The following is a 20,483-nucleotide window of genomic DNA, read 5'->3' as shown; positions in this document are numbered from 1 at the left end:
GCCGATGGACGGCGCACCCGTCAAAAGAAGAACCCCGTCCGTTTCCGGCGAGGCTGCAGGTGCGCGAACGCTCTTTCGTTAGCGTGCTTTATCACCCTGCATCCCGCCTATTGGGATGCCGGCCGAACGCGCAACGATATGGACGTCATGTTCGCACATGGGTCCGATATCGCCCGATCGGGCCGCCTAGTCAAGGTTCTCAAGCAATGCAAAGACCTTAGCGCTGGAGACGGGTTATCAATCGAGATATTCCAACGGATATAACGCTGTGCCATAGTCGCGCCGAACCATCGTCCGCACCTCCATCCCGAGGCTTCACCATGATCAGATCTATCGCCGGTGCCTTCGGCGCCCTTCTTACCCTGATGCCGCTTGCGGTTCAGGCGAAACCCTTCACGGATGCGGCCGGTCGCACGGTCGAGCTTCCCGACCATATTGGCAAGGTGCTGGCGGCCGGTCCGCCGGCCTCGGTGCTGGTCTATGCCATCGCGCCGGAGAAGCTGGCCGGCTGGGTGCGCGAGCCGAAGGAAGACGAAAAGCCCTACCTAATGGAGGCCGTACGCGGTTTACCGACCTATGGCCGCCTGACCGGCAAGGGCGGGACGGCGAATATCGAGGCGGTGCTTGCGGCCAAGCCTGACGTCATCATCGATGTCGGCACGGTGGACGCGACCTATGCCTCGCTTGCCGACAAGGTGCAGAGCCAGACCGGCATTCCCTATGTGCTGATCGACGGTTCGTTCGGCAAAAGTGCCGAGACCTTGCGCAGCCTCGGCGCGATGCTCGGAGCCGAAGAGCGTGCCGGCAAACTTGCCGACTATGCCGACGAAACGCTGAAGGAACTCGGCGAGACGATAGCGGCAGTACCGGCCGACGAGCGGCCCAGGGTCTATTACGGACGTGGCCCCGATGGTCTGGAGACGGGCCTGGCAGGCTCGATCAATCTTGAGATCCTCGAAGCCGCAGGTGCAGTCAATGTCGCGGCCGTTGCCGGCAAGAGCAGTCTCACTCAGGTTTCGCCGGAGCAGCTGCTCGCCTGGAACCCGGAGATGATCATCGCCGCGAGCCCGAAGTTCGCCTCAGCGGTCGCGACAGATCCGGCGTGGAGCAGGGTGCAGGCGGTCGAGAAGGGACAGGTGTTCATCGCGCCGTCGATGCCATTCGGCTGGTTCGATTCGCCGCCCGGCATCAACCGCCTGATCGGGGTCCGCTGGCTTGAGGCACTGCTTTATGGCGGCTTCTACGAGGGTGACCTGAAAGCCGAGACGCGGGAATTCTACAAACTCTTCTACCAAGTGGATCTTGATGACGCGCAGCTCACGAGGCTTGTCAAAGGTGCCCTGCCGGAAACGCAATGACAAAGCAGATCGTTCTGAGGCGAGGGTGGGTCGGTGCACGGTCGCTGGTTGCGATCGCAGGCCTCCTGTCGCTTTCCGCCCTGTCGATGACTGTCGGCAAATTCGACGCGGGCCTGTCCGATCTGATCGGTCAAATCTGGGCAATGGTCGGCGGTACCCCCAGTGATGAGACGGTGGCCACGGTCTTCTGGAACATCCGCTTGCCGCGTGTGCTGGCCGGTCTTGCCGTCGGCGCGGCGCTTGCGGCAGCCGGCGCCACCTACCAAGGCCTGTTCCGCAACCCGCTGGTTTCGCCCGATATTCTCGGGGTTTCCGCCGGCGCCAGCTTCGGCGCCGTTGTCGGCATCTTCCTGTCGTTGCCGGTCGGCGTCATCCAGCTGATGAGTTTTGTCGGCGGGCTGATCGCCGTGCTGTCTGTCTATGCGGTTGCAACAGTGATCCGCAACCGGGATCCGGTGCTCGTTCTCGTTCTGGCAGGCATCGCGGTCGGTGCGCACGTGGGTGCCGGCATCTCGCTGATCAAGATCCTTGCCGATCCCTATGATCAGTTGCCGGCGATCACCTATTGGCTGCTCGGCAGCCTAGCCTCGGTGACATCAGGCGACGTCGTCTCCATTCTTCCCGCGCTTGTCGTCGGCATCATCCCGCTCTTTCTCCTGCGCTGGCGCATGAACGTCATGACGCTTGGCGAGGAAGAAGCGCGTGCGCTCGGCATCGACACCGGCCGGCTGCGCGTCGTGCTGGTGCTGGCGGCAACGCTGATCACCTCGGCTTCCGTCTCGGTCACCGGCATCATCGGCTGGATTGGGCTTGTCATCCCGCATGTGGCGCGCCTCCTCGTCGGACCGGATTTCGTCCGGTTGCTGCCGGTGTCGATGGCGCTCGGCGCCGCCTATCTGCTCGTCGCCGATATGCTGGCGCGCAGCATTGCGATGATCGAGGTACCGCTCGGCATCCTGACGGCGACCGTCGGCGCGCCGTTCTTTCTCTGGCTGCTCGCATCAGGGCGAAAGGGCTGGCAATGAGGCTCGAGGTCGACCAGATCGCCTTTGGCTACGGCAGCCGCCTTGTCGGCCAGGACATCAGCTTCACGCTTGATGAAAACGAGGTACTCGTGCTGTTCGGGCCGAATGGCGCCGGCAAGACGACGCTGTTCAAGACGTTGCTCGGGCTCGTTCCGCTGAGGGCAGGCACGATCCGGCTGGATGGCCAGCCGATCGGCTCCTGGTCCGGCCGCGACCGTGCCTCGCGCATCGCTTATGTGCCGCAGGCGCATGCCGCGCTCTTCCCATTCACGGTCGAGGAACTGGTGCTGATGGGCCGTGCGCCGCATGTGGGCCTGTTTGCAACGCCCGGCCGCCATGACCGCGAGGTGGCCGCCGCCACGCTGGAGCGGCTCGGCATCGACCATCTGGCGAACCGTGCCTATACCGAGATCAGCGGCGGTGAGCGCCTGATCGCCCTGATCGCGCGCGCGCTCGCGCAGGAGCCTTCGATCCTGGTGATGGACGAACCGACGGCAAGCCTCGACTACGGTCATCAGATGCGGGTGCTCGATCGGGTGCGGGAGCTTGCCGGCGAAGGCGTTTCGATCGTTCTGTCTACCCACAATCCCGACCACGCGTTTCGGGTGGCTGACCGCGTGGCGTTGGTGTTCCAATCGCGGATCGTCGCGCTTGGAACACCCGATGCGGTGCTGACCGTGACCGCGCTCAAGCAGCTCTACGACATCGATGTGGTGATCGGCACGCTTGCGGGCAGCGACGCCCGCCTCTGCGCACCACGAAACAACGCCTGAGGAAGGAATACGAGATGGTTCGCGAAAACGAAATCCGGGAAAACGAAGTCTCGATCACGCCGCCGGAGGCAACCGATGCAGGGCTGACCTTCATCGGGCGCATTTCGACGCCCTGGGCGTCAAGGCTCGGCTGCCCGCGACAGGGGCGCCATGACGGGCCGATCTGCCGGATCGAGATCTTTTCGCCCTGGGTCGAGGCGCTGAAGGGCATCGAGCGGTTCGAGCGACTGGAGATCCTCTATTGGCTCGATCGATCGCGCCGCGACCTCGTGTTGCAGAGCCCCGCCAACAATGGCGAGACGCATGGCACCTTCGCCTTGCGCTCGCCAGTGCGGCCGAACCCGATCGGCACATCGATCGTGGCGCTCGAGGCGGTCGAAGACAATGTGCTTCTGGTGCGCGGCCTCGATTGCCTCGCTCATCGACCTGAAGCCCGATCGCACGCTGTTCAAGCCGATTGCACCGCCGCAGCCTGGTGATTTTGAAACCGGCGATGCCGGCACGACCCATTACTGCAAGAAGGCGTGATTGCTCAGTCGATCGCAACCATCACGTCGGAAGCCTTGATGACCCCGTAGGCGTCGCCGCCGACCTTGAGGCCGAGTTCGTCGACGGCTTCGTTGGTGATCGATGCCGTCAGATGGCTCCGCCGCCGAGATCGATGCGCACATGCGCGGTCGTCGCCCCTTTGACGACATCGACGATCTTGCCCTTGAAGCGGTTGCGTGCGCTGATTTTCATGGGTGGCTCCTCCGGTTCGACACGGAGATTAAGGGGGTAAGCACGCCCGTCAAACGGCGACGCGCCACAGCAGTCGCGCGTCGCCTGTCGATCAGGCCACATCGCCTTGTGCGGCCGCGGCGAAGAACGCCTCGGGATCTTCCACTTCGACGAGCCGCCGCTTCTCGATCAACCAGAAACGATTGCCGATGTTGCGCACGAAGCTGCGGTCGTGGGACACCAGCAGGCAGCTGACCTCGTTTTTCATCAACTCGTCTTCCAGCGCTTCCTGGCCCTCGATATCGAGATGGTTCGTCGGCTCGTCGAGCAGGTAGAAGTTGGGCTCGCGCAGGCGGAGCAGCAGCATCGCCAGACGCGCCTTCTGGCCGCCGGAGAGCCGGCCGACCGGTTTGTCCTGCATGTCGATGCCGACACCGGCGCCCGCCAGCAGCGAACGCACCTTCTGATCGCCGAGCGAGAACCGGCGGGAGAGGGCGACAAGCGGCGTTTCCTTGTCCGAAAGACCCGCGAGCGCCTGATCGCTGTAGCCGAGCACCAGGGAAGGCGTGGCTTTCAGCGTTTCGGGTCCGCGCTCCGGCTCCTCGATCGCAGTGCGGATGAGGTTGACCAGCCTTGTCTTGCCGGCGCCGTTTTCGCCGAGCAGGACAATACGGTCGCCCTGGCAGATCCAGCGTTTTCCCGTGCGAAACAGCGGAGTGCCATCGGGCGTTTCCACCTGGATATCATCGAGCGTCACCAGGATTTTTGCGTGGGTGCCGCGATTGGCGAGCCGGATTACACCGGCCGAACGCTCCTGGTGGGCGGGCTTGGCCGCATCCTCCAGCCGGTCGGCGCGCTGACGCAGCTGTTTGGTCTTTATCGTCAGCAGGTCGCTACCGGAGTTGATGCCGATGTTGTTGAGCTTGGCCGCCTGGCGACGCAATTGCTGCGCCACCTTCATGTCGCGCTGGTAGCGCCGCTCTTCCGAGGCGTCGAATTCATCGACGGCCGCACGCGCCTGCGAATAGGGGAGTGTAAAGACGGGCGATTGGTCTGGACGCAGAAACAGCGTGCGGTTGGTGGTAGCGTCGAGAAAGGCGCGGTCGTGGCTGGCGATCAGCACCGGCACGTCGCGCGGAAGCGCGTTCAACCAGGATTCGAGCCGGGCGATCTTGGCAAGGTCGAGATGGTTGGTCGGCTCGTCGAGGAGCAGCGCGTCGGGATCCGTGACCCAGACGCGGGCAAGGAGGGCCAGCCGCTGCCAGCCGCCGCTCAAGTCCGCGACGGCGCGCTCACGAAGGGCTTCGGGCACCTCGAGCGAATCGAGCACGATATCGACGCGCCAGCTTTCGCTGTCCGCCTGCTCGCTCGACAATGCCGAAAGAACCGCCGCATGGAACGACAACGGCAGCAGCTGCGCCGGCACGTTCTGCTCGACATGGCCGATGGTCAGGCCGCGTGAGCGGGTGATCTCGCCAGCCGTCGGCTCGAAGCTGCCGCCGATCGATCGGAGCAGAGTGGACTTGCCGCGCCCGTTGGCGGCGACGATGCCGAGGCGATCGCCGGCCGCGATCGAAAGGTTGAGATTGGAAAACAGCGACGTGCTGAGGGTGACGGCGAGGTTGCGGATATTGATCAAGGCCATGTTCGTTCGTTCTCTGGACTGCGCGAGCGACGGCAAACATCCGCGGGCGGCAATACATCTGCCGGGTTGGGCGGAGTGTCGGACCCGATGCACGATCGTGCAGTGTTCGGGCCGCTTCGGCTCGGTATGGAAAACGGCGCGGGCGTTCAAACCGAAACGGTTTTCAGCCGCACCACACTGGGGCAGACCAGGAGTAAGATTCGCGAGGACGCGAAGCGATTGTACCGGTCAGCCCTGCAAACGCATCTGCAGGGCGTTGACGGGGCCACGCTGGCGGTGGTGCCGGAAAAAAGTCATCACAACGCAGCCCTCCTTTCACAATCGAGTTGCGCGGAGTGTTTACCATCGACGCGAGCAGTTTTCAACGGGGTGACGGCGGCGGAGTGCGATCCAACACGGCTGTCCGCCCTAGATGCAAAGCTGCAACGCTTTTGGTGGGGCCTTCGTTGCGCCAGGCGACGTCGTTCAGCAATATTGTTGCCAGGCGTGCGGTCAGCTCGCTGGAACGGAGGCCTTATTCCTACCTTCTTGCCATTGCGCCTCGCCCCCCGATCCGCTAAGAGACGCCGCGACTTTCCGCTCCCCGAAGCGGTGATTGGCCGATGTCCGAGAAGTCTCCCAAGCTTTTTGATCGTCGGGCGCCGACGGGAGCGCTTTCCTGTCACGCGCGCTCGCGCGCAAACATCGGTACCGGTAGAGGCGAAATGGCACGCATCGTGATGAAATTCGGCGGAACTTCCGTCGCTGATTTGGACCGCATTCACAACGTTGCCCGCCATGTGAAACGTGAAGTCGACGCCGGCCACGAGGTCGCGGTCGTCGTTTCCGCCATGTCCGGCAAGACCAACGAACTGGTCGGCTGGGTACAGAACATGCCCAAGGTCGCCGGCAGCAATGCGCCGTTCTACGACGCGCGCGAATATGACGCCATCGTAGCGTCCGGCGAGCAGGTGACCTCGGGCCTGTTGGCGATCGCGCTGCAGTCGATGGGCATCAATGCGCGCTCCTGGCAGGGCTGGCAGATCCCGATCCGCACCGACAACGCCCATGGCGCCGCCCGCATCCTCGACATCGAGGGCGCCGACATCATCCGCCGCATGGGTGAGGGGCAGGTGGCCGTGGTCGCCGGTTTCCAGGGCCTTGGCCCGGACAACCGCCTGGCGACACTCGGTCGCGGCGGCTCCGACACGTCGGCCGTTGCGATTGCCGCCGCCGTCAAGGCCGACCGTTGCGATATCTATACCGACGTCGATGGCGTCTACACCACCGACCCGCGCATCGAGCCGAAGGCGCGGCGTCTGAAAAAGATCGCGTTCGAGGAAATGCTGGAAATGGCATCGCTCGGCGCCAAGGTGCTGCAGGTGCGCTCCGTCGAGCTCGCCATGGTGCACAAGGTCCGTACCTTCGTGCGCTCGTCTTTCGAGGATCCCGATGCGCCGGGCATGGGTGACCTTCTCAATCCGCCCGGCACGCTGATTTGTGATGAGGAAGAAATCGTGGAACAGGAAGTCGTAACCGGCATTGCCTATGCCAAGGATGAAGCCCAGATTTCGCTGCGCCGTCTTGCCGACCGGCCGGGCGTTTCCGCCGCGATCTTCGGGCCATTGGCCGAAGCCCATATCAATGTCGACATGATCGTCCAGAACATCTCGGAAGATGGTTCGAAGACCGACATGACCTTCACCGTTCCGTCCGGCGATGTCGACAAGGCGCTGAGGGTGCTCGGCGACAACAAGGAAAAGATCGGCTACGACGTGATCCAGTCGGAAGCTGGCCTGGTCAAGGTCTCTGTCATCGGCATCGGCATGCGCAGCCACGCCGGCGTTGCCGCATCGGCATTCCGTGCGCTCGCCGACAAGGGCATCAACATCAAGGCGATCACGACCTCCGAAATCAAGATCTCGATCCTGATCGACGGACCCTATGCCGAATTGGCAGTTCGCACTTTGCATTCCGCCTACGGTCTCGATAAGAGTTAACCCACAGGTGACTGATTTGGGATTCGCGGCCGTTTCGGCTGCGAATTCGTCCGCCGCCGTCGTCTACTCTTTTTCGGGGGACCCCACGCGATGAGAGACCTTTCCGCAGGTCCGCGCGTTCTCCTCAAGCGGTTGCGCGAACTGATGGCGGAACCGCTCGAGCCACAGGAGCGCCTTGACCGGATCGTGCGCCAGATCGCACAGAACATGGTCGCGGAAGTGTGTTCGGTCTATGTGCTGCGTTCCGACGGCGTGCTCGAACTCTACGCGACCGAAGGTCTGAACAAGACCGCCGTCCACCTGGCGCAGTTGAAGATGGGGCAGGGCCTCGTCGGCACGATTGCCGCGTCCGCACGTCCGCTCAACCTGTCCGACGCCCAGGCGCATCCGGCCTTTACCTACCTGCCGGAAACCGGCGAAGAGATCTATCACTCGTTCCTCGGCGTGCCGATCCTGCGCACGGGTCGGGCGCTCGGCGTTCTCGTCGTGCAGAACAAGGCGATGCGCAACTACCGCGAAGACGAGGTCGAGGCGCTGGAAACCACCGCCATGGTTCTCGCCGAGATGGTGGCGACCGGCGAGTTGAAGAAAATCACCAAGCCCGGCCTCGAACTCGATCTGTCCCGGCCGGTCTCGATCGACGGCAACAGCTATGGCGAAGGCATCGGCCTCGGTTATGTCGTGCTGCACGAGCCGAGGATCGTCGTCACCAATCTTCTGAACGAGGATACTGACCAGGAATTGCAGCGGCTTGCCGAGGCTCTGGGGTCATTGCGTATCTCGATCGACGACATGCTATCGCGTCGCGAAGTGTCGATGGAGGGCGAGCACCGAGCGGTGCTTGAGACCTATCGCATGTTTGCCCATGACCGCGGCTGGGTGCGGAAGCTGGAAGAGGCGATCCGCAACGGCCTGACGGCGGAAGCTGCCGTCGAACGGGTGCAGAGCGAGACCAAGGCGCGGATGATCCGGCTGACCGATCCCTATTTGCGCGAGCGCATGCATGATTTCGACGATCTCGCCAACCGGCTGCTGCGCCAGCTTTCGGGCTATGGCGCCAAGCTTTCGGCGAGCGACTTCCCGACCGATGCGGTGATCGTTGCCCGGGCCATGGGTGCCGCCGAACTTCTCGACTATCCGCGCGAAAACGTCCGCGGCCTGGTCCTTGAGGAAGGGGCCGTCACCAGCCACGTGGTCATCGTCGCCCGCGCCATGGGCATTCCGGTCGTCGGACAGGCGGCGGGTGCTGTCGCGCTTGCGGAAAACCGCGATGCCGTCATCATCGATGGCGACGATGCCAAGGTGCATCTGCGGCCGTTGGCCGACCTGCAGCGCGCCTACGAGGAAAAGGTACGGTTCCGCGCCCGCCGGCAGGCTCAGTTCCGCGCGCTCAAGGATGTCGAACCGCTGACCAAGGACGGCAAGCGCATCACCTTGCAGATGAACGCTGGCCTTTTGGTCGACCTGCCGCATCTGAACGAAGCGGGTGCCGAGGGCATCGGCCTTTTCCGCACCGAACTGCAGTTCATGATCGCCTCGACGATGCCGAAGGCGGAAGAGCAGGAAGCCTTCTACCGCAGCGTTCTGAAGCAGACCGGCGGCAAGCCGGTGACTTTCCGCACGCTCGATATTGGCGGCGACAAGGTGGTTCCCTATTTCCGCGCGGCGGAAGAGGAAAATCCGGCACTCGGATGGCGGGCGATCCGCCTTTCGCTGGATCGGCCCGGCCTGCTGCGCACTCAGCTGCGCGCCATGCTGCGTGCGGCTGCCGGTCTCGAGCTGAAATTGATGCTGCCGATGGTGACCGAGGTCTCGGAGCTGAAGGAAGCGCGCGAGCTTTTGCAAAAGGAAATCGAGCGTCAGTCGAAGCTCGGCGAACAGCTGCCGCGCAAGCTGCAGTTCGGCGCCATGCTGGAAGTGCCGGCGCTGCTGTGGCAGCTGGACGAACTGATGAGCGAGGTGGACTTCGTCTCGGTCGGCTCGAACGATCTGTTCCAGTTCGCCATGGCAGTCGATCGCGGCAACGCCCGCGTTTCCGATCGCTTCGACGTGCTTGGCCGGCCCTTCCTCAGGATCCTGCGCGATATCGTGCGCGGCGGCGAGCGACATCAGACGCCGGTGACGCTGTGCGGTGAGATGGCGAGCAAGCCACTGTCCGCCATGGCGCTGCTCGGTCTCGGCTACCGCTCGGTGTCGATGTCGCCGACGGCGGTCGGTCCGATCAAGGCGATGCTCCTGGCCCTCGATGCCGACAAGCTCGGCGAGGTACTGAACGCGGCGCTCGACGACACCCGCGACCCGACGCCTGTTCGCCAGATCCTCATCGACTTCGCCGCGGCAAACGGCATCCCGGTTTAGATAGATTTGAAGCGCTTTTGTCCTCGTCCGGGCTATGATCCGGGCGAGGCGTAGCGCATTTGGAGTGACACTTGGCAAAGCTTCCCATTGAGAAAATGCGCGAACTGGAACGGCGGTTCGGCGAGATCGAGGCCCGCATGTCGGCGGGGCCAGCGGCCGACGTCTATGTGAAGCTGGCGTCGGAATATTCCGAACTGCAGCCGGTGGTGACCAAGATCCGCGCCTATGAGAAGGCGACGGCCGAGCTTGCCGATATCAATGCCATGTTGGCCGACAGGACGACTGACAAGGACATGCGCGACCTGGCCGAGATGGAAAAGCCTGAGGTCGTCGAGGCAATCGAGCAGCTGGAGCAGGAAATCCAGATCCTGCTCTTGCCGAAGGATGCAGCCGACGAAAAGAGCGCTATCCTCGAAATCCGCGCCGGAACCGGCGGTTCGGAGGCAGCGCTGTTTGCCGGCGATCTTTTCCGGATGTACGAGCGTTACGCTGCGGCCAAGGGCTGGCGGGTCGAAGTGCTTTCGGCGAGCGAGGGTGAAGCCGGCGGATTCAAGGAAATCATCGCCACCGTCTCCGGCCGCGGCGTGTTTGCGCGGCTGAAGTTCGAGTCGGGTGTGCACCGCGTTCAGCGCGTGCCGGATACCGAGGCGAGCGGACGCATCCACACCTCGGCGGCAACCGTCGCCGTACTGCCGGAAGCCGAGGAAATCGACATCGAGGTTCGGCCCGAGGACATCCGCATCGACACCATGCGCTCGTCAGGTGCTGGCGGACAGCACGTCAACACGACGGACTCCGCCGTGCGCATCACCCACCTTCCGACCGGCCTCGTCGTCACAAGTTCGGAAAAGTCGCAGCACCAGAACCGCGCCAAGGCGATGCAGGTGCTGCGTTCGCGGCTCTATGACATGGAACGCCAGCGCGCCGACAGCGAGCGTTCGGCCGATCGCAAGAGCCAGGTCGGCTCCGGCGACCGCTCTGAGCGCATTCGCACCTACAATTTTCCGCAGGGGCGCATTACGGATCACCGCATCAACCTGACGCTCTATAAGCTCGACCGGATGATGATGGGCGAAATCGACGAAGTGGTCGATGCGCTGCTGGCCGATTACCAGGCGAGCCAGTTGGCTCTTCTGGGCGAGCAGCGGGGCTGATGGCGATGACGGCCACGCTCGCGCGCCTCGTGGTGGAAAGCCGGGATCGCCTGACGGCCGCCGGCATCGAACACGCTGCGCTCGACGCGCGTCATCTGGTTTCGGGCGTGCTCGGGCTTTCGTTGACCGATGTCGTGACGCGCGGCAGGGACCTGGTCACGGAGGCCGACGTTGCCAGGGTGAGGGCTGCCGTCGAGCGGCGGAGCGCGCGCGAACCCGTCTACCGCATTCTCGGCGAGCGGGAGTTCTTTGGCCTGCCGCTCAAGCTGTCGCGTGAAACGCTGGAGCCGAGGCCGGATACGGAAACGCTCGTCGATCGCATGATCCCGTATCTGCGCCGCACCGTTGCAACGAAGGGCAGCTGCCGGCTCGTCGATCTCGGCACGGGCACCGGGGCGATCTGCCTGGCGTTGCTTGCCACGGTTCTTGAAGCGCGCGGAACGGCTACCGATATATCTGAGGACGCGTTGGCGACGGCGAGCGCAAATGCCGAGGCGCTTGGCCTTTCGGGTCGTTTCGAGGCTGTGCGCAGCAACTGGTTCGACAAGGTGGAGGGTCGCTTCGACGCCATCGTCTCAAATCCGCCTTATATACCGTCCAATGTCGTCGCAGAGCTTGAGCCGGAGGTGCGATTGCACGATCCTGCCGCAGCGCTCGATGGCGGAGACGACGGCCTTGATGCCTATCGTGCCATCGCCCTTCAGGCCGGTCATCATCTTGAGACAAACGGCGTGATAGGCTTGGAAATCGGTTTCGATCAGAAAGAGGCGGTTGCGGCATTGTTTAGTGCCGAGAACTTCCGTTTGCGCGAAGAAGCCAAGGATTTGGGCGGCAACGACCGGGTTCTGATCTTTGAGCGTAGCTTCGACCGTTGAAAAAATGCTGCACTGGCGCATCTTCTTTCTTGCTGACGCAAAGAAAGGGCTTGGAATCCCAGAGGAAGCGGGCTAGTTTGCCCGCGCACTGGGCAGATGGTCATGGACCTAAGATTCGTTCCGGTATGACCTGGCCACGGGGATTGCTCTCAAGAAAGAGTTGCTAGGGTTCAACAGTGCCTTGTGCAGGTACCTGTTAATTTGACGCCAGTCGGCGCCGAAGCCGCCAATGTGCGGGCTCACCGGCGCACGCTCTGTCGGGCGCGGACAGATCCGGCCGGAAGACGAAACCACATGATCATCATTATCAAGAGAATTCGGGTGAATGTACTATGAGGCCAGGACAGCAAAACAAGCGCGGCCGCGGGCGGAATAACAACAATAACAACAACAATAACAACAGTGGAAATAACAACAATCATAACCGCAAGGGATCAAATCCCCTGACGCGGACCTATGATAGTTCTGGTCCGGACGTGAAGATTCGCGGTACCGCGCAGCATATCGCCGAGAAATACTCGGCACTTGCTCGTGATGCGCAGAGCTCCGGCGACCGTGTCATCGCTGAAAACTACCTTCAGCATGCCGAGCATTACAACCGCATCATTGCAGCCGCACAGGCGCAGATGCAGGATCGCTTCCAGCGCGAAGAACGCCAGGATTTCCGCGGGCAGGACGCCAACGACCAGGATCAGGATCAGGATCAGGACGATCTGGATCAGGGCTACGCCGACGAAGCGCCGGTCCACGTTGTAGCCGCTCCCGCTCCTGTCGTTATCGAGCAGCAGCCGGTGATCGACGGTTCGGGCCCGCAGCCCGTCATCGAAGGCACGCCGGCCGAAGTGGCTATGGAAGAAGAAACGCCAGCGGCTTCCGGCCGTGCGGCCTCGCGTCGCCGCAGCGCGCCGCGCCCGCGCCGTCCGCGCCGCACTGCAGCCGATGAAGGCGAAGCGTCAGGCGACGCGCCTCCGGAAGCGCCGGCACTGGCTGAGTCCGAGTAAGTCTTCCTACAGCGCCGCGCGTCTTATTGGATGCGCAAAGGTCGCTGTAGCACTTTGAATGGCTGCATGTTTTGATCGTTAAATCGAATAGGATTTAAGGAAACATGCAGTTGGGCGGCGTATGCGGCGCGGCAGAAGCGAACATCAAAAGCCCGGTCCGCTCTGCGGCCGGGTTTTTTGTTGCCGGAATTTTGCTCGGAAGACTGCGGACGCTGAAGCGCACCATAATCGCTAGGGCTGGCGATCGTCCCGTGCCGCACGCTCCATTGATCGCCGGCTTCTGGCGTTGTCCATCAGCCGACAGCTTTGACAATCAAGGCTGCGAGATTGGTGGCCGCATCGTCCTCGGTCGTTCGCCCCCGGACGAACTCCCGGGCAATCGCCTCCGCAGCACCGGCAATGCCCGCGCAACGCAGGCGCAGATCATCTTCGGTGAGGGTGGAGAAAGGTGCGATGGCTGCGCCGATGAGCGCGACATAGTCATCGGCGAGTTCCTGCTGCACGCGGTCCATCTCGGCATTGCCACGCAGGGCGCCTGACATCGCCTGCCATTCCGAACCGCTTTCGACGGCACATCCGATGTAGACGGCGCTGATGATGCCGGCGACGGATGCAAGATCGGCCGGGGCGTCCAGCAGCGCTTTCTTCAGCTTATCGGTATGGCGCTCCTCGATCTCGCGCGAAAGCGCGATCAGCAGCCCCTCGCGGGTTCCGAAGTGCTCATAGGCGATCGGCTTGCTGACGCCGGCGCGCTCGGCCAGGTGGCCGAGGGTGAGGGCGTCCGCGCCGCATTCCCGCAAAATTTCCTTGGAGGTTTCGATGAGCTGGGCACGCCGTTCGGGCTTGGCTAGTTTCCTGATCGCCGTTTTCTCCATCGGCTGCTCTCCTCGGGTCGTCCACACTGCCGCATGTTTCCTTAAATCCTATTCGATTTAAGGATCAAAGCATGCAGCCATTCAAAGTGCTACAGCGACCTTTGCGCGTCTAATAAGACGCGCGGCGCTCTAGGCGATAAAATATCCCAATCCCTTGACGGGGCGCGTTTGCTACTTATCTACCGATGGTAACTTACTAATCGTAGGTTGGCAAAATGCCACCTTCTTTCCGTCTAGGAGATATGAACATGTCGAGCAAGTTCTCACCCGTGCTGATCATCGGCGGCTCGGGCGTCGTCGGGTCGCAGGCGGCGAAGGCGATCCGCAGGCTGCATCCCGATCTGCCGCTGGCAATCGGCGGTCGTGATCTTTCCCGGGCGCAGGCCGTCGCGAGCGAGGTCGGTGGAGCGACCGGTGTGCGTGTTGATCTCGACCGCGCCGATCTCGGTCTTGACGACAAGGACGCCTTCAGCGCCGTGGTGATCTTCGTCAAGGACGAAAGGCTGACCTCAATGCGATATGCGCAGGGCAGGGGAATACCGTATATCAGCCTCTCCAGCGGAACGTTCGAGATCGGGCCCGAGGTTGCCCAGTATATCCATGCACCGGACAAGGCGCCGATCCTGCTCGCCAGCCATTGGCTTGCCGGGGCTGCGATCTTCCCGGTGCTCGAAGCGCTTTCGTCCTACGAGACCGTTGACGCGATCCGTATCGGCGTCCTGCTCGATGAGGAGGACATGGGCGGGCCAGCGGCACTTGCCGATTACAACCGCATCACCGGCAACGCGCCGGCATCGCTGACGGTCAAGGACGGCAAGCTGCATTGGGCGAGCGGGCAGGAAGCAAGCGCGCGCTACAAAAGTGTCGATGGTGTCGAGCTTGATGCTGCCGCCTATTCGCCCTTCGACGTCATGGCGCTGGCCACACGTACCGGCGCCAGGGAGATCCGGCTGGATCTTGCCTACAGCGTCTCTGCCAGTCGGCGGCGCGGCGAGCCATTTTCGACGGAGATCACGCTCGAGATCGAGGGGCAGTCGAAAGACGGAGAGTGGGTCTCGCGCCGGCATGAGATCGTGCATCCGCAGGGCCAGGCCCCGCTGACAGCGCTCGGCGTCGCGCTTGCGGTCGAGCGCATGCTCGGTCTGTCCGGGGGCGAAGCGCCAAAGGCCGGTCTCTACCTGCCGGAAGTTTTGATCGAGCCCGCTTACTACGTCTCCCGCATGAAGGAGTTCGGCACGTCGTTTGCCGATCGCTGATCTCAGGGCCGCAGCCGCAGCGCGTTCGCCCGACGCGGCACGGCAATGCCCTGCATCCAAAAGCCGACGGCCGCGCATCGTAAAGACGCGTGGCCGTTTTCGTCCTTCGCAAGATTTCCTAATTGCGACATGCAATCAGCCCTTTAATTTCGAAATTCGCTGCCCCATATTCGCTTCGGACGTGTTGATCCCGCGCAAGGTGTGGATCGACGCCCGATGACAGGTTCGCCGAATGCGGGAACCTGATCCTGAAACACCAGCGGGTGCCGCGTGACGGGCCTGGTGGGCTATGGAGGTAAAGTATGAATATCGAGAAATATTCCGAACGCGTGCGCGGTTTCCTGCAATCGGCGCAGACCTATGCGCTGGCGCAGGGACATCAGCAGTTCACGCCCGAGCATGTGCTGAAAGTGCTGCTCGACGACGACCAGGGCATGGCCGCTTCGCTGATCGAGCGGGCTGGCGGCGACGCGCGCGAAGCGCGCGCCGGCAATGATGCTGCACTCGCCAAACTGCCGAAGGTTTCCGGCGGCAACGGTTCCGTCTATCTGTCGCAGCCGCTCGCTCGCGTCTTTTCGAGTGCGGAAGAAGCGGCCAAGAAAGCCGGCGACAGCTTCGTCACCGTTGAACGCCTGCTGGTGGCCTTGGCGATCGAAAGCTCTGCTGCCACGGCCGACGTCCTGAAGAAGGCCGGCGTGACGCCGACCAAGCTCAACCAAGTCATCAACGATATTCGCAAGGGCCGCACCGCCGACAGTTCCAATGCCGAGCAGGGGTTCGACAGCCTGAAGAAATATGCCCGTGACCTGACGGCCGATGCGCGCGAAGGCAAGCTCGACCCGGTGATCGGCCGTGACGACGAAATCCGTCGCACGATTCAGGTGCTGTCGCGCCGGACCAAGAACAATCCGGTCCTGATCGGTGAGCCCGGCGTCGGCAAGACGGCGATTGCCGAGGGCCTCGCCCTGCGCATCGTCAATGGCGACGTCCCGGAGAGCCTGAAGGACAAGCGGCTGATGGCGCTCGACATGGGCGCGTTGATCGCAGGCGCGAAGTTCCGCGGCGAGTTCGAAGAGCGGCTGAAGGCCGTGCTCAACGAAGTGCAGGCGGAAAACGGCGAGATCATCCTGTTCATCGACGAAATGCACACGCTGGTCGGTGCCGGCAAGGCGGAAGGGGCGATGGATGCCTCCAACTTGCTGAAGCCTGCGCTTGCGCGCGGCGAGCTGCATTGCGTCGGCGCGACCACGCTCGACGAATACCGCAAGCACGTCGAGAAGGACGCAGCCCTTGCCCGCCGCTTCCAGCCAGTGATGGTCGAGGAGCCGACAGTCGAGGACACGATCTCGATCCTGCGTGGCCTGAAGGAAAAATACGAGCAGCACCACAAGGTGCGGATTTCCGATTCCGCGCTGGTTGCCGCCGCTACGCTGTCCAACCGCTACATCACCGACCGGTTTCTGCCGGACAAGGCGATCGACCTGATGGACGAGGCGGCCTCGCGTCTGCGCATGCAGGTGGATTCCAAGCCTGAAGAGCTCGACGAACTCGATCGCCGCATCATGCAGCTGAAGATCGAGCGCGAAGCGCTGAAGAAGGAAACCGACACCTCGTCGAAGGACCGGCTGGAAAAGCTCGAGCTCGATCTGGTCTCGCTCGAAGAGCAGGCATCGGCGCTGACGGCCCGTTGGCAGGCGGAAAAGCAGAAGCTTGGCCGCGCCGCCGACCTTAAGAAGCAGCTCGATGAAGCCCGTAACGAACTGGCGATCGTCCAGCGCAAGGGTGAGTTCCAGCGCGCCGGAGAGCTGACCTATGGCGTCATCCCCAAGCTCGAGAAAGAGCTTTCCGACGCCGAAAGCCAGGAGAACGCCAACGCCAATCCGATGGTGCAGGAGGTCGTCACCCCCGACAACATCGCCCATGTGGTTTCGCGTTGGACCGGTATCCCGGTTGACAAGATGCTGGAAGGCGAACGCGACAAGCTGCTGCGGATGGAAGACGAACTGGCGAAATGGGTCGTCGGCCAGGGCGATGCCGTCCAGGCGGTATCGCGTGCCGTTCGCCGTGCCCGTGCCGGCCTGCAGGATCCGAACCGGCCGATCGGCTCGTTCATCTTCCTCGGCCCGACCGGGGTGGGCAAGACCGAGCTGACCAAGGCGCTCGCCCGCTTTCTGTTCGACGACGAGAGCGCGCTGCTGCGTGTCGACATGTCGGAATACATGGAGAAGCACTCCGTTGCCCGGCTGATCGGCGCACCTCCCGGCTATGTCGGTTACGAGGAAGGCGGAGCGCTGACCGAATCCGTCCGCCGCCGGCCCTATCAGGTCGTGCTGTTCGACGAAATTGAGAAGGCGCATCCGGATGTCTTCAACGTGCTGCTGCAGGTGCTCGACGACGGCCGCCTGACCGATGGTCAGGGTCGCACCGTCGACTTCCGCAACACGATGATCATCATGACCTCGAACCTGGGTGCGGAATATCTGACCGGCCTTGGCGAAGACGAGGACAGCGATGTCGTTCGCGACCAGGTGATGGACGTCGTCAAGTCGGCCTTCCGGCCGGAGTTCCTGAACCGCGTCGACGAGATCATCCTGTTCCACAGGCTGCGTCGCTCGGAAATGGGCGCGATCGTCGATATCCAGCTCGCACGGCTGCTCAAGCTGCTTGCCGAGCGCAAGATCACGCTGGAACTGGAAGATGACGCCCGGACGTTCCTGGCCGAAAAGGGCTACGATCCCGCCTATGGCGCTCGGCCCCTGAAGCGGACGATCCAGAGGTATCTTCAGGATCCGCTGGCCGAGAAGATCCTTCAGGGCGAGTTCCCGGATGGATCCACTATCAAGGTTCTTGCCGGCTCCGACCGCCTGAACTTCAAGCGTGGCGCCGGCTCGGAAAGAGAAGCCGCCTAAACCGCAGAAACTTGAAAAGGCCGCCCTTCGGGGCGGCCTTTTTCGTTCATGCCTAGGAATTCTGTTGCTGTGGGGATCGCGGTGACCGCCTCTCGAAGCGTTAGCCGTCGACGAAGGGGGGATCTCACTGGCTACTTGCTGGCCACTTCGCTGCCGTTGCCGTCCTTGTTCAGCAACTCGTCGATGCGGTCGCGTTCCTTCTCGAACTTCGCAAGCGCGTCACCACCCAGTGATTTGCCGCCCGGCAGGCGGATGCGCAGCGGATCGACCTTGTTGCCGTTGACGATCAGCTCGTAGTGCAGATGCGGACCGGTCGAAAGACCTGTCGTGCCGACCCAGCCGATCACCTGGCCCTGAACCACTTTCGCCCCGGCCTTGACGGTCTTGGCGATCGCGCTCTGGTGATTGTAGGAGGAGACGTAACCGTTGGCGTGGCGGATCAGCGTTTGGTTGCCGTATCCGCCGGAATCCCAGCCAGCCTTCTCCACCGTGCCGTTGCCGGCGGCGATGATCGGCGTGCCGCGGGGGGCCGCCCAATCGACGCCGGTGTGCATACGCGAGAAGCCGAGGATCGGGTGGCGGCGCATGCCGAAGCCGGAGCGGAAGTGGCCGTTCGGCACGGGGTTGCGCAGCAGGAACTGGCGGATGCTCTTGCCTTCGCCGTTGAAGTAGTCGATCGAATTGTCGTCCGGATCCTGGAAACGGTAGAAGGTCGTCTCGGCATCGCCGAACTTCGCCTTGACGTAAAGCAGTTCGGAATCCGCCGTCGCCAAGCCGCGATCGTCGGTGACCGAGAAGAAGGCTTCGAGCGAATCCGTCGGCTTCAGCTGCGCCTGGAAGTCGACATTGCTGGCGAGCAGCTTGACGACGAGCCCGACCATGTCGGCGTTCATGCCGTAGGAGAGCGCGGCGCGATAGATACCGTCATAGACGCGCGGCAAATCGTGGGTGCTGGTGATCGTCGGCGTGCCGTTGTCGTCGAAGGCGGTCGCGACCGCGTCGAGCTTGGGCGGTTCGGCGCCGGGAACGAAGCGGCCGTTGTCGTCGACGGCCATCGTCAGCACATGGCGGTTGCGCGAATAGATGGTGGCGCGGACGATGCGGGCTTCTTCGCCCTTCTGGATGATGCCGATGCGCAGGACGTCGCCGTCGTTGAGTTCCTTGGCGCCGAGCGCTTCGCCGATATAGCCGGCAGCATCTTCGGCCTGCGCCTTGGCGTAGCCGGCATTGACCATGGCGGTCGCGATGTCGGTCTTGCGGCGCACCGGAATGATGTCGTCGGCATACTCAGTGCTTTGTTCGTTGATGCTCTCGTAAGCCGCATCGCTCTTGTTTTGCTCGACGATGCGTGCGGTCAGGCCCTGGAGAAGATCGAGACCGTCGCTATCGGAGGCGAAACGCTGCGGGTCAACATAGAAGAGCGAAGCGACCTGGGTGCTGCCCTCGGTCAGGACCGAACCGTTGGTGCGAACATTCTCCTCGACCTCGTCGAGAGACATCGAGTTGTCGAAGGTCAGGCTGGAGCCTTTGATCGGAAAATCGACCGTTTTCAGCGCCACTTCGGAATCGACGTTGGAGCCGTAGAGCGTGCCGGTACGCGCGACCTGCGGTTCGGCATCGGCGTCGTCGGTGGAGAAGATCGCCAGCGGATCGAAGTCCGGATAGCTGTCGGAAACCTGGTGGTTGGCGGCAAGCGCCATCTTGACGTGAACGAAGGGCTGTTTGCGCACCACTTCCTTCTCGCCGTCATGGATCATCGTCGAGACTTCCATGACGGTCTTGTCAGCCGGCTTGGCAACGATGTTGGGCGAAAGGATGCGGCTGCCGCGCTTGGCATTGACTGGGGCGTTGCCGCCGTTCGATGCGTCGAGTGCTGCGTAGGCTTCGGCCGGGATTGCCAGCTGCTGGCGACCGTCAAGCGCTGCAAAAAGCGCGACGCCCATAAGAAGGCTGGAGGTGATGCCGGTCAGGAAGGTGCCGGAAAGCCAGCGCAACGAAATCTCGCGTCTGTCCGGTGCGCGCCGGCCGTCCGCAAGGATCGGCGGTTGGTCGCCGAGCGACCGGACCATTTTCTTGTCGGTGATCATTCCGAGCTGGGGGCCCCTGATTTGTCTTGCCGTATTCTTGCAGGCGATACGTTGCGCGAAGATGTGCATCTTTCGCACACGGGAGTCAAATCCATGAGGGGAGGACAGGTGAGGGGGTGCACACCCTATAATATGTGCATCCGCGTTCCCCAGGCGCCCCCGCGTGACGCACCGATAATTTCGCTTAGATCGGTGGATTGTGAAGAAGTAAGGGCCAAAATGTGTCTCCACAGGCCGTTCGGAGGCGTCCGAAAGTTTTTTCGGAGTGAAAAGCCCGCATTTCCGGGCTTTGTCAGAAAACTGTCATTTATTTTGAAATTGCCTGTTGACGTGTTCGATGTGTGGGGTCTATAAGCCCGATCACTGAACGAGGGCGGCGGCGCTGCTGGCGACGATGTCCTTCGTTTTAAGGTTTCCTTGATTGGCGGATGCTGATTGGTCGGGACGCGAGTTTCGGCGGGAAGTTTT

13 protein-coding genes and 2 pseudogenes are annotated in these 20,483 nt (G+C 62.6%); 11 read left to right on the top strand and 4 right to left on the bottom strand.

From position 1 onward, the window contains the following. Window positions 1-320: 320 nt before the first annotated feature. From IB264_RS32990 to IB264_RS32975, 4 genes and pseudogenes are all read left to right on the top strand, one after another. Window positions 321-1,358: an iron ABC transporter substrate-binding protein gene (locus IB264_RS32990; protein WP_025424545.1), complete on the top strand. Its 1,038-nt coding sequence runs from the start codon at window positions 321-323 to the stop codon at window positions 1,356-1,358. Beyond that, window positions 1,355-2,383, top strand: a complete 1,029-nt coding sequence (locus IB264_RS32985; protein ID WP_025424544.1) for an iron ABC transporter permease — start codon at window positions 1,355-1,357, stop codon at window positions 2,381-2,383. The genes IB264_RS32990 and IB264_RS32985 overlap by 4 nt, the downstream gene beginning before the upstream one ends. Beyond that, a complete protein-coding gene (locus tag IB264_RS32980) occupies window positions 2,380-3,156 on the top strand; it encodes an ABC transporter ATP-binding protein (RefSeq protein WP_057217344.1) in 777 nt (258 codons plus the stop codon). Before IB264_RS32985 ends, IB264_RS32980 begins: the two co-directional genes overlap by 4 nt. A gap of 14 nt (window positions 3,157-3,170) precedes the next feature. Further along, window positions 3,171-3,684, top strand: a pseudogene (locus IB264_RS32975) (SAM-dependent methyltransferase). A 4-nt stretch (window positions 3,685-3,688) separates the two neighbouring features. Here the strand turns inward: IB264_RS32975 and IB264_RS32970 are convergent. After that, window positions 3,689-3,897, bottom strand: a pseudogene (locus IB264_RS32970) (molybdopterin-binding protein). Between the two features lie 91 nt (window positions 3,898-3,988). Beyond that, window positions 3,989-5,521, bottom strand: a complete 1,533-nt coding sequence (locus tag IB264_RS32965) for an ABC-F family ATP-binding cassette domain-containing protein (RefSeq protein WP_025424541.1) — start codon at window positions 5,519-5,521, stop codon at window positions 3,989-3,991. A gap of 704 nt (window positions 5,522-6,225) precedes the next feature. Here IB264_RS32965 and IB264_RS32960 point away from each other — a divergent pair. From IB264_RS32960 to IB264_RS32940, 5 genes are all read left to right on the top strand, one after another. Continuing rightward, window positions 6,226-7,500, top strand: a complete 1,275-nt coding sequence (locus IB264_RS32960) for an aspartate kinase (RefSeq protein ID WP_025424540.1) — start codon at window positions 6,226-6,228, stop codon at window positions 7,498-7,500. Window positions 7,501-7,590: 90 nt separating this feature from the next. Beyond that, window positions 7,591-9,858, top strand: coding sequence for a phosphoenolpyruvate--protein phosphotransferase (gene ptsP / locus IB264_RS32955; protein WP_025424539.1), 2,268 nt, complete (start codon window positions 7,591-7,593; stop codon window positions 9,856-9,858). A gap of 71 nt (window positions 9,859-9,929) precedes the next feature. Further along, window positions 9,930-11,012 (top strand): peptide chain release factor 1, encoded by a 1,083-nt coding sequence (prfA, locus tag IB264_RS32950; RefSeq protein ID WP_025424538.1) that lies wholly within the window; start codon window positions 9,930-9,932, stop codon window positions 11,010-11,012. Window positions 11,013-11,017: 5 nt separating this feature from the next. Then, window positions 11,018-11,887 carry a peptide chain release factor N(5)-glutamine methyltransferase gene (prmC, locus tag IB264_RS32945; protein WP_025424537.1) on the top strand — a complete coding sequence of 290 codons (870 nt, stop codon included), beginning with the start codon at window positions 11,018-11,020 and terminating at the stop codon, window positions 11,885-11,887. Between the two features lie 332 nt (window positions 11,888-12,219). Beyond that, window positions 12,220-12,888, top strand: a complete 669-nt coding sequence (locus IB264_RS32940; protein ID WP_025424536.1) for a DUF4167 domain-containing protein — start codon at window positions 12,220-12,222, stop codon at window positions 12,886-12,888. Between the two features lie 293 nt (window positions 12,889-13,181). Here IB264_RS32940 and IB264_RS32935 read toward each other — a convergent pair whose 3' ends face one another. Next, a complete protein-coding gene (locus IB264_RS32935) occupies window positions 13,182-13,763 on the bottom strand; it encodes a TetR/AcrR family transcriptional regulator (RefSeq protein WP_057210220.1) in 582 nt (193 codons plus the stop codon). A gap of 248 nt (window positions 13,764-14,011) precedes the next feature. Between IB264_RS32935 and IB264_RS32930 the strand changes: the two genes are divergently transcribed. Both IB264_RS32930 and clpB read left to right on the top strand, forming a co-directional pair. After that, window positions 14,012-15,019: a saccharopine dehydrogenase gene (locus IB264_RS32930; RefSeq protein WP_025428212.1), complete on the top strand. Its 1,008-nt coding sequence runs from the start codon at window positions 14,012-14,014 to the stop codon at window positions 15,017-15,019. A gap of 302 nt (window positions 15,020-15,321) precedes the next feature. After that, the gene (gene clpB, locus IB264_RS32925; protein ID WP_025428211.1) at window positions 15,322-17,928 is read left to right on the top strand and encodes an ATP-dependent chaperone ClpB; all 2,607 of its coding nucleotides are present in this window, start codon (window positions 15,322-15,324) and stop codon (window positions 17,926-17,928) included. A gap of 131 nt (window positions 17,929-18,059) precedes the next feature. Here the strand turns inward: clpB and IB264_RS32920 are convergent, their stop codons facing one another. Continuing rightward, window positions 18,060-20,015 carry a M23 family metallopeptidase gene (locus tag IB264_RS32920; RefSeq protein WP_025428210.1) on the bottom strand — a complete coding sequence of 652 codons (1,956 nt, stop codon included), beginning with the start codon at window positions 20,013-20,015 and terminating at the stop codon, window positions 18,060-18,062. Between the last annotated feature and the right edge of the window lie 468 nt (window positions 20,016-20,483).

The sequence above is a fragment of the Ensifer sp. ENS11 genome (genome assembly GCF_014851895.1).
GTDB classification, from domain to species: domain Bacteria; phylum Pseudomonadota; class Alphaproteobacteria; order Rhizobiales; family Rhizobiaceae; genus Ensifer; species Ensifer canadensis.
Note: the sequence above shows the minus strand (reverse complement) of the source record. Positions and strands in the feature narration are given on the sequence as shown.

What these genes read in the sequence shown, in the direction of transcription:
- IB264_RS32935 (WP_057210220.1), bottom strand. Translation starts at nt 13,763, where the DNA reads ATGGAGAAAACGGCGATCAGGAAACTAGCCAAGCCCGAACGGCGTGCC.
- IB264_RS32940 (WP_025424536.1), top strand. Translation starts at nt 12,220, where the DNA reads ATGAGGCCAGGACAGCAAAACAAGCGCGGCCGCGGGCGGAATAACAAC.
- prmC (WP_025424537.1), top strand. Translation starts at nt 11,018, where the DNA reads ATGACGGCCACGCTCGCGCGCCTCGTGGTGGAAAGCCGGGATCGCCTG.
- IB264_RS32965 (WP_025424541.1), bottom strand. Translation starts at nt 5,521, where the DNA reads ATGGCCTTGATCAATATCCGCAACCTCGCCGTCACCCTCAGCACGTCG.
- IB264_RS32960 (WP_025424540.1), top strand. Translation starts at nt 6,226, where the DNA reads ATGGCACGCATCGTGATGAAATTCGGCGGAACTTCCGTCGCTGATTTG.
- IB264_RS32930 (WP_025428212.1), top strand. Translation starts at nt 14,012, where the DNA reads ATGTCGAGCAAGTTCTCACCCGTGCTGATCATCGGCGGCTCGGGCGTC.
- clpB (WP_025428211.1), top strand. Translation starts at nt 15,322, where the DNA reads ATGAATATCGAGAAATATTCCGAACGCGTGCGCGGTTTCCTGCAATCG.
- IB264_RS32985 (WP_025424544.1), top strand. Translation starts at nt 1,355, where the DNA reads ATGACAAAGCAGATCGTTCTGAGGCGAGGGTGGGTCGGTGCACGGTCG.
- IB264_RS32990 (WP_025424545.1), top strand. Translation starts at nt 321, where the DNA reads ATGATCAGATCTATCGCCGGTGCCTTCGGCGCCCTTCTTACCCTGATG.
- ptsP (WP_025424539.1), top strand. Translation starts at nt 7,591, where the DNA reads ATGAGAGACCTTTCCGCAGGTCCGCGCGTTCTCCTCAAGCGGTTGCGC.
- IB264_RS32920 (WP_025428210.1), bottom strand. Translation starts at nt 20,015, where the DNA reads ATGATCACCGACAAGAAAATGGTCCGGTCGCTCGGCGACCAACCGCCG.
- IB264_RS32980 (WP_057217344.1), top strand. Translation starts at nt 2,380, where the DNA reads ATGAGGCTCGAGGTCGACCAGATCGCCTTTGGCTACGGCAGCCGCCTT.